The organism is Niallia sp. MER 6 (assembly GCF_023714395.1).
Taxonomy (GTDB): domain Bacteria; phylum Bacillota; class Bacilli; order Bacillales; family Cytobacillaceae; genus Niallia.
The window spans coordinates 54,689-63,504 of record NZ_JAMAUK010000025.1; the positions used below are offsets into that span (position 1 = coordinate 54,689).

The 8,816-nt window shown below is 36.9% G+C and carries 10 protein-coding genes; 9 read left to right on the forward strand and 1 reads right to left on the reverse strand.

The genetic code is table 11. From position 1 onward, the window contains the following. Nucleotides 1-77: 77 nt before the first annotated feature. The 9 genes from M3600_RS22055 (at nt 78) to M3600_RS22095 (ending at nt 8,645) form a co-directional block, all read left to right on the forward strand. Entirely contained in the window at nt 78-932 is an 855-nt protein-coding gene (locus M3600_RS22055) for a YitT family protein (RefSeq protein ID WP_251647623.1), read from the forward strand. A 241-nt stretch (nt 933-1,173) separates the two neighbouring features. Continuing rightward, nucleotides 1,174-1,533, forward strand: a complete 360-nt coding sequence (locus M3600_RS22060) for an ArsR/SmtB family transcription factor (RefSeq protein WP_251647624.1) — start codon at nt 1,174-1,176, stop codon at nt 1,531-1,533. A 14-nt stretch (nt 1,534-1,547) separates the two neighbouring features. Beyond that, complete coding sequence (locus M3600_RS22065) at nt 1,548-2,846, forward strand: arsenic transporter (RefSeq protein WP_285854836.1); 1,299 nt, start codon at nt 1,548-1,550, stop codon at nt 2,844-2,846. A gap of 27 nt (nt 2,847-2,873) precedes the next feature. Next, nucleotides 2,874-4,520 carry an FAD-dependent oxidoreductase gene (locus M3600_RS22070; RefSeq protein ID WP_251647625.1) on the forward strand — a complete coding sequence of 549 codons (1,647 nt, stop codon included), beginning with the start codon at nt 2,874-2,876 and terminating at the stop codon, nt 4,518-4,520. A 103-nt stretch (nt 4,521-4,623) separates the two neighbouring features. Next, complete coding sequence (locus M3600_RS22075) at nt 4,624-5,046, forward strand: OsmC family protein (protein ID WP_251647626.1); 423 nt, start codon at nt 4,624-4,626, stop codon at nt 5,044-5,046. 249 nt (nt 5,047-5,295) lie between these two features. Then, entirely contained in the window at nt 5,296-5,475 is a 180-nt protein-coding gene (locus M3600_RS22080) for a hypothetical protein (protein ID WP_251647639.1), read from the forward strand. A 204-nt stretch (nt 5,476-5,679) separates the two neighbouring features. Then, the gene (locus M3600_RS22085) at nt 5,680-5,886 is read left to right on the forward strand and encodes a DUF3953 domain-containing protein (RefSeq protein WP_251647628.1); all 207 of its coding nucleotides are present in this window, start codon (nt 5,680-5,682) and stop codon (nt 5,884-5,886) included. A 167-nt stretch (nt 5,887-6,053) separates the two neighbouring features. Further along, the gene (locus M3600_RS22090; protein WP_251647630.1) at nt 6,054-6,533 is read left to right on the forward strand and encodes a hypothetical protein; all 480 of its coding nucleotides are present in this window, start codon (nt 6,054-6,056) and stop codon (nt 6,531-6,533) included. 570 nt (nt 6,534-7,103) lie between these two features. Next, a complete protein-coding gene (locus M3600_RS22095; protein WP_233315376.1) occupies nt 7,104-8,645 on the forward strand; it encodes an MFS transporter in 1,542 nt (513 codons plus the stop codon). Nucleotides 8,646-8,725: 80 nt separating this feature from the next. Here M3600_RS22095 and M3600_RS22100 read toward each other — a convergent pair. Then, a partial coding sequence (locus M3600_RS22100) for an IS3 family transposase (RefSeq protein ID WP_251647637.1) occupies nt 8,726-8,816 on the reverse strand: 91 nt, incomplete at its 5' end.

The window sequence follows — 8,816 nt, forward strand, 5'->3', positions numbered from 1 at the left end:
TGAAAGCGTTAATTCACTTTATTGCGCTAAAGTGAAATTGTGTTTATAATGCTTTTGTATGAAAGGGAGGAAATAATATGAAGCAAATAAAATATTACCTTTTATTAATAATAGGGACTTTTATCATTTCTTTATCATTTACGTTATTGCAAGGGCCAAATCATATTGCATCAGGAGGGCTAACAGGTGCAGCTCTAGTACTAAGCTCTATCTTGCATATGCCGTCAACGATGCTGTTATGGGTAGCGACCATGCTCTTGTTGCTTGTGTGCTCTTATTTTTTAGGAAAGAATTCTTTCTTGAAATCCGTTATTGGATCACTGTTAATACCGTTATTCGTATTGCTTACAAGCGGCATGCCGGTGTTAACTAACGATCCGCTCTTGGCTGCAATATTCGGAGGATTGGGAGTAGGAATAGGGCTTGGAATAGTGTTTCGGGCAGGCGGTAATACAGGCGGGTTTACGTTGATTGCCCAGTTATTGTATAAGTATAAATCAGTTAAGCATAGTACAACTATTGTATGTTTAGATGCTCTTGTCATGGTTGCAGGCGGTTTAGTGTTTTCAGCAGAGAATGCATTATACGCTCTTGTAGGGGCGTTTGTAACACGCAAAACAATGGATGTTGTTCAAGGGAAACACAAGCGACCGAAGATTGCTTATATCATAACAGCTAAAGATTATGAACAAAATATAAGCGATGCTGTCTTACATAAACTTGACAGAGGCATGACAAAACTGACAGGTGCAGGAGGATATACGAATACAGAAAGAATCATTTTGATGATTGTTCTTGATACAGCAAAGGTAAATCAATTAAGAACATTGGTTCAAAGCATTGACCATAGTGCTTTTATTATTATGAGTGATGCAACTGAAGTATTTGGAGAAGGGTTTGTGCCGCCTAGTCTTAGTTTAGGGAAGGGATGAGTATCCCGCAGGGCATCAGAAGGTTTTCTGAAAAAACATTCATAAACTGCCAGTCAAAAGATAATAGTTGCTGGCAGTTTTTTATTTCGGCATTAATAGTTCTATAAATTAATGTAATGTTTTAATTATGAAGCCTGACAATAGGTAAAACTAAATGTCATTGACACATATGATAATGTAATTTAGGATATAAGCATATGCTTATATCTTATTGTGCAGATAGAATGGAGATGGCTTGAAAATGACAAATAAGGGTACTTCTTTTAATAAGGCAGCTATAGAGGAAACGGCACTTGTCTTAAAACTGTTAGGGGATAAAACAAGATTGTCCATGATAAGCATGCTGTCAAGTCAGGATTGCTGTGTTTGTGAATTTGTTGATATTTTTAATATGTCCCAATCAGCAATTAGTCAGCATTTAAGAAAGCTTAAGGATATTGGGCTAGTAAAAGAGCAAAGACAGGGACAATGGGTCGTTTATTCTATTAATAGGGCTAGTAACTGCTATCCGTTAATAAGCGACTTATTAGAGCATGTTCCAAGTCAGCAGGCTAAATTGGACTGGCTGGAAGAAAGTGGACTTAGAATTACTTGTATATAGTGGAGGTTAACATTTTGCTGCAAATATTTTTAGCTATTATTATCTTTTTAGTAACACTTACATTTGTTATATGGCAGCCTAAAAATCTGTCAATTGGCTGGTCTGCATGTGGAGGGGCTGTCTTAGCCTTGCTTGCAGGCGTAGTCGACTTCCATGATGTTGTCGATGTGACTGGGATTGTGTGGAATGCAACTCTTGCATTTATTGCCATTATCATTATTTCGCTCATTCTAGATGAAATTGGTTTTTTTGAATGGGCAGCCTTACATATGGCCCGGTTTGCGGGAGGAAACGGCCTGAAGATGTTTATTTATGTTTCCATACTTGGTGCAATTGTTGCCGCATTGTTTGCCAATGATGGAGCCGCCCTTATTTTAACGCCGATCGTGTTAGCGATGGTGAGGGCGTTAAAGCTGGAAGAGAACATGGTTTTTCCCTTTATTATGGCAAGTGGATTTATTGCAGATACTACTTCCTTGCCGTTAGTCGTAAGCAATTTAGTGAACATTGTTTCGGCTGACTTCTTTCACATTGGGTTTGCAGAGTATGCCTCAAGGATGATTATTCCAAATATCTTCTCCTTACTTGCAAGCATTATCGTTCTATATTTATATTTTCGCAAATGCATTCCAAAAACATATGATAGGAGCCAGCTTAAAGCTCCGAAAGAGGCTTTGAAAGACAAAGAAATGTTTCGTCTGTCTTGGGGTATACTGGCAGTATTGCTGATAGGCTATTTTGGAAGTGAATATCTTTCTATCCCGGTTTCGTTCATTGCAATTGCAATCGCAGCAATCTTCCTATTATTCGCGAGACGAAGCCCGGCTGTTTCGATTAAACAAGTGGTCAAAGGAGCGCCGTGGGCGATTGTATTCTTCTCAATCGGTATGTATGTAGTCATTTACGGGCTGAGAAATGTGGGTTTGACAGACTTGCTTTCAAGTGTTATTCAGGCAGCTGCAGACCAAGGTTTATTTGTCGCAACAATCAGTATGGGCTTTATTGCAGCCATTCTCTCATCTATTATGAATAATATGCCTACTGTGCTTATTGATGCGTTGGCAATTGCGGATACAAATGCAGCGGGAGAAATTAAAGAAGGACTTATATATGCAAATGTTATTGGCTCTGATTTAGGACCAAAAATAACACCAATCGGTTCATTAGCTACTTTATTATGGCTGCATGTACTATCCCAAAAAAATGTGAAGATTTCTTGGGGAGCATATTTTAAAACAGGTATTATTTTAACTGTGCCAACCTTGCTGGTTACACTTATCGGCCTATACTTATGGCTAACTATCATTTCATAAAGAAAGTTTAAAACAGGAGGGTATATCATGAAAATAATCATAATAGGCTCTGTAGCAGCAGGTACTTCTGTTGCGGCAAAGGCAAGAAGAAATGATGAAGATGCTGTCATCACCCTTTATAATGCAGACTATGATATCTCTTATTCAGCGTGCGGAATTCCTTATTTTCTTGGAGGAGAGATAGAGGAGATAGAAACATTAACGCCAAGAAATGCTGCTTGGTTTAAAAAGAGATACAACGTGGATATCTTTACTCGTCATGAAGTTATCTCAGTCAATGCTGAACAAAAACAAGTGGAGATTAAGAATCTTGATTCAAGTGAAGTAAAAACAGATGACTACGATATATTAGTATTCGCAACCGGTGCTTCCCCAATAACACCGCCTATTCAAGGTGTAAACGAGGAGCATGTCTTTCAAGTGAGGACAATCCAAAATACGGCTGCTATACATCAATATATGCAAGCAAACCAGCCGAAAAAAGCTACAATTATTGGCGGAGGATACATTGGATTAGAAATGGCAGAACAGCTTAAACTGAAAGGCTTAGATGTAACAATTGTACAACGAGGCAATCACATCATTAGCCACTTGGATAAGGATATGGCTGCAAGAGTCGAAGACTATCTTAAAAATAAAGAAGTTAGCCTTTTATTAAATGAGGAAGTAACAGCAATAAACAAGCAGGAAGTAATAACAAGGTCTGGTACAAAAATACAAACAGACTTAGTCTTACTCGCAACAGGTGTGCGTCCAAACACTCTATTGGCTGAAAACATAGGTGTGAAGCTTGGGTCTTCAGGGGCAATCGCGGTTAATCCAAAAATGCAGACAAACTTACCGGATGTATATGCCGTTGGCGATGTGGCAGAAAGTTATTCTGTTCTTACAGGGAAACCATTATATCGTCCATTAGGGAGCACTGCCAACAAGATGGGGAGAATAGCCGGAGATGTTATCACAGGAGGAAACTTAGAACATCGTGGCATATTAGGCACTGGCATATTGAGAGTGTTTGACCTTGCTGTTGGTCAGACTGGAATGAATGAACGAGAAGCGCTCGAAGAAGGCTATACAATTGAAGTGCTTCATAATATTAAACCAGCAAGAGCAGAGTATCTTGGCGGCAAGGAATTAGTGATTAAAGCCATTGCAGACAGAGAAACTGGCAGAGTTCTAGGTGTGCAGATTATCGGAGAAGAAGGCGTAGATAAAAGACTTGATGTTTTTGTTACGGCGATGACTTTTAAAGCAAAAGCAGAGGACTTGTTTCATCTAGACCTTGCATATGCTCCTCCATTCAGTACAACGAAGGACCCTGTTATGTACACAGGAATGGCGTTGCAAAATGCGATCGAAAAGAAGAATAAATTGATGACACCTCTTCAGTTAACAGAAAGAGTTTCAGCAGGAGAGACTATCCAAATCATCGATACAAGAGCAGAAAAGCAATTCAATGTATCGAGGGTAGACAAGGCAATTAATATTCCACTTGGCAGTTTACGAGAAAAGTGCAAGGACTTAGATCCAAGCTTGCCTACTGTAACATATTGTAACAGTGGAGTCACTGGAAATGCAGCGCAAAATATTCTTCGCAATATAGGATTTACGGATCTATATAATCTGTCTGGCGGAAATAAAAACTATCAAAGCTTTATAACAAGTAAGCAATAATGATTGCTTACTTGTTATAAGAAAATCACATCATCACGGTATGAACATAACCTTTAGGGAATACTTATAAGAAAGTCAAAATAATAGTAAGGGATGTGAATGCATGAAAGTAACAACTACATGGAATGGACAGATGGCGTTTACAGGTAAAACACCTTCTGGGCATGAGATTATCATGGATGCAGCAGAAAAATCCGGCGGCAATAATACAGGCGCAAGACCGACTGAATTACTGCTGCAGGCTACCGCAGGCTGTACAGGCATTGATATTGTTTCTATTTTGACAAAAATGCGCTTGAATATTGTTTCATTCGAAATGGAAGTAGAAGGCTTGCGGGCAGAGGAATATCCTCAGCGCTTTACAGGTATACATATCCATTATTCACTTCAAGGAGAATTGCCTGAAGATAAAGTTGTACGTGCGATTAAACTGTCAAAGGATAAATACTGCTCTGTAGCTAACTCACTAAATGCAGAAATCGCTGTTAGTTACACGCTGAATGGAGCAGAGAGAAAACAGCTTTAAGGAAAAATTTAGTTAAATCTGTTGTTAGCCATCTTATATTATGTTACCTTAATTGGAATAACAGGTGAGAACAATGCAAGATTATAGCAATTATTCCTGTCTGTCTCCAAAACATCATAAAAATTAGCCTTGCTATTTTGATTTTTTAATCAGAAAAGGAAGGCTATTTACTATTAAACCGCATTGATTAAGTTGAAAACTTAGATCTGATGCGGTTTTTTTATTTATTAAAAAATGGGGCTTATAAAAATGAAAAAAATGATTTACCAAAATGTAAAAGGCACACAAGATTACTTACCAGAAAAGGAACGATTAAGAAGGGATATTAGAAGGACATTGGAGGATATTTTTATTAGGGAATATTATAAAATAAAGGATATGCGTACTAGTGAAGAAAGAACGGTATCGTTCCAATTTAAAAAAGAATAGGCACTGTAATAGGTTATTTTGCTATAAGGTAAATTAATATTAGGATTCTTTAAAAAAATACAATTAATTCCATGTTATTATTACAAGGATAACTCTCGTATGAATATAGTGAGTTATAGAAAAGTTAGAGGAACTTCCACCTGTCCTACGTGGAGGTTTTTCTTGTTTAAGAGTAATTAACTTATATTTAAGAAAGAGGCAAATTTGATAGGGAAAATGGGACTAATTCTTTCAGCCATATCTTTGATTATGGTGTTTTTTCACTATAATATTGCATTTCTAATTTTTAATACAGCAATGATAGCGTTTGGGATTGATAATATCAACTTAAAAAATAAAGCAATGGGATGGATCTATATTCTGGCTGGTATTTTCTTTATTATTGGCATTAGTCTGAAGGGGATATTATGAATGAGCAGCTTCCATTTCGAGTACTCGAAAAGTGGCTGTTTTTTTTATGTATTTTTACTATTTTCAAAAAAATGGATGTTGTCATGGGGAAATGTTATCTCTGTTAAGGACAAGCAATAATATACTGTATTGTATAAAAGAATTCATTAGTGAAAGGAGAGAGTACCATGAAATTTACTTTGGAAGTAATGTTGTTTGAAAAGCATAAGAATCATAAAAACAAAAAGCATACTCGTCCTCATCCTCCAAAAGCGGACAAGTGTGAAATAATGGACAAGCCAAAGGATAACTGTCAGTTTGAAAAAGATCATGCAGTTGTCCAGCAACTTGAGGATGAGTTGTGTGCACCTCCTGTAAATCATGTAAAAGGAGATGATACAATGGCATTGATGAAAGAACTGCCTGAAGAAGAAGCAATGAAACTTCACGCTGTTTACCTTCCAATTGTAAAGCTAGGACGTTTTGCTGGAGTTGCAGTCGGAACTACTGTAACTGTTTATACAGACAACCATGCAACCCCTGCTATTACAGGAATCTTCCAAGGAATCATTAAAGACGCTAAAGAAGCAATTGCGTTAATTTTGGCTTCCGGTATTCTATACCGTATTCCAGTTAAAGAAGCTAAGTTTGTTTCAGTAGGAGCTTAAATTAATTAACCTGCTGTTTAAATAGATTACAACATTTCTCCAAACTGATTTTGGGACTCTCCTCTTTAATGTGTTCTTCTTATACTCCTCTCACATTAACCCTCGCACGATCCTTCTCTTGCAGGAAAAGGTTTGCTTTTTATAAGCGCACCTTTTCCGTAGCTTTTATAGACAATTTACATACCATAAAAAGCCGGTTTTTACTGCATTTTATTATTTCGTTGCAAGTGAGACAAAACAGTAAAATGATGATACACCGAAAAAATAATAATAGCGATACTGAAACAGGAAGATAAGATGGTACTTACCATTAAGCCTTTAGAAATATTTTTATAAAGCACATAACTCACCCTTACATATTTTTAGTTAGTATGTTTCTTCTTTATAATTCTATTCCTATATAAGAATTGTCTTCAAATAGAGTTACAACCTTATAATGCTGCTTTATTAAACTTTTGTTTAGTTAGCAAGTTACCTGGGAATAAGTAACTACAAATAAAAAAGCGTACGCATACAAGACCGGTCAATCTTCTACACATACATTTTTTCTAGCAGGGGGAAGGAGCTTATATGAAAAACACAACGAAGAAAATTACGATTCCACGAAGTATCGGCTACGGATTAACGGATATTATGGGAGGCGGGGCTTTTACCATTATATCTGCGTGGCTGTTATACTACTATACAACATTTGTCGGTTTAACTCCTGTTGAAGGGGCCTCGATTATTGCTATTGCCCGCATTGTTGATGCGATTGTTTCTTTAGCAATTGGAAGCATTACCGATAACCTTTATAAATATAAAATAGGCAGAAAATTTGGAAGACGACGCTTCTTTCTTTTAATTGGCTCTCCATTAATGTTTACATATATTTTGCTTTGGATAACGGGGATGAATTACTGGTATTATTTATTAAGCTATTTATTGTTTGAAATTGTGATGGCTTTAGTACTGATTCCGTGGGAAACACTGCCATCAGAGATGACAAAAGACTTTAATGACCGTACAAAATTATCTACTGCAAGAATGTTTTTATCAGGGTTAGGTGTATTTCTGGCCACTTTTATTCCGGGACGACTAATTTCCTTTTTCGGAGAAGATAATGGGTATGCCTATTTCATTAATGCAGTATTTTTCGCTATTATTTTTGCAATCTGTATTTTTATATCTTATAAAGTAACATGGGAAAAAACGCTAACTCCAGAAGAGGAAGAAGAATGGATTGCTAGCAGAGAAACTACTAATAGAAAAGGTGCCAAGGAATTATTAGCAGCATTTGGTGAAACTATTAAGGTTTATTTCTCTACTTTAAAAATTAAAAGCTTCCGCAAGCATTTAATGATTTATTTATTCTCCTATACGGCGAAGGATGTTTTTAATGCAGTATTTGTGTATTTCTGTGTTTTTGCATTAAGTATTTCCTCTTCTCTGGCAGGGGACATGCTGTCACTGAGTATTATTGGAGTTCCTATTACTATTTTAGCTGGATATCTGATGATTAAGTTCGGTCCAAACAGCTTATATAAAGTGTCATATCTTACGATGATTGTTTGTTTAGCTGCGTTTTATGCTGTGTATTTAATGAAACCTGAATCCATGATTATGTATGTGTTTATTATTTCAGCATTGTACCAAGTTGGTAGAGCGATATTAGACTTTACGCCTTGGAATGTCTTTCCGTTCATACCTGATATAGATGAAATTGTCACAAGACAGCGTCGTGAAGGGGTATTTGCTGCTGTGATGACATTTACTCGTAAAAGCACGGTTGCCCTTGCTACATTTTTTGTCGGAATTGTATTGCAATTTGGCGGTTTTACTGCAGGCCAATCAACACAATCTCCTCAAGCAGTGCACACGATTGTTTACACATTAGTTTTTGGTTCAGCCTTGCTTTTAATCGCAGCATTAGTGGTTGTGTTCACTTTTAAATTGAACAAGAAGACGCATAAGATTCTTGTTGATGAAATCGAAAGATTAAAAAATAACGGTTCAAAGAAAGAGGTTGATCCAGAAACACGAGAAGTCGTGGAAGCATTAACAGGATACAAATATGACGATATATGGGAAGACGATGAGAAGGAAGTTCCAATAAAATCAGCCTGCAGCTGAGTCTGCCTTTCAGTTAAAAAAGAACTGCCTTTGGATTGGACAATTGAAGTGACCCCATAAAGTTAGACATGGTTATCTCGTTAGGCAGCTTCTGGGGCATGAGTTCGGTATTGAACCGGACTCATGCCTTTTAATTTTGCCTTAATTCGTATGTGATTATAGTAATAAATG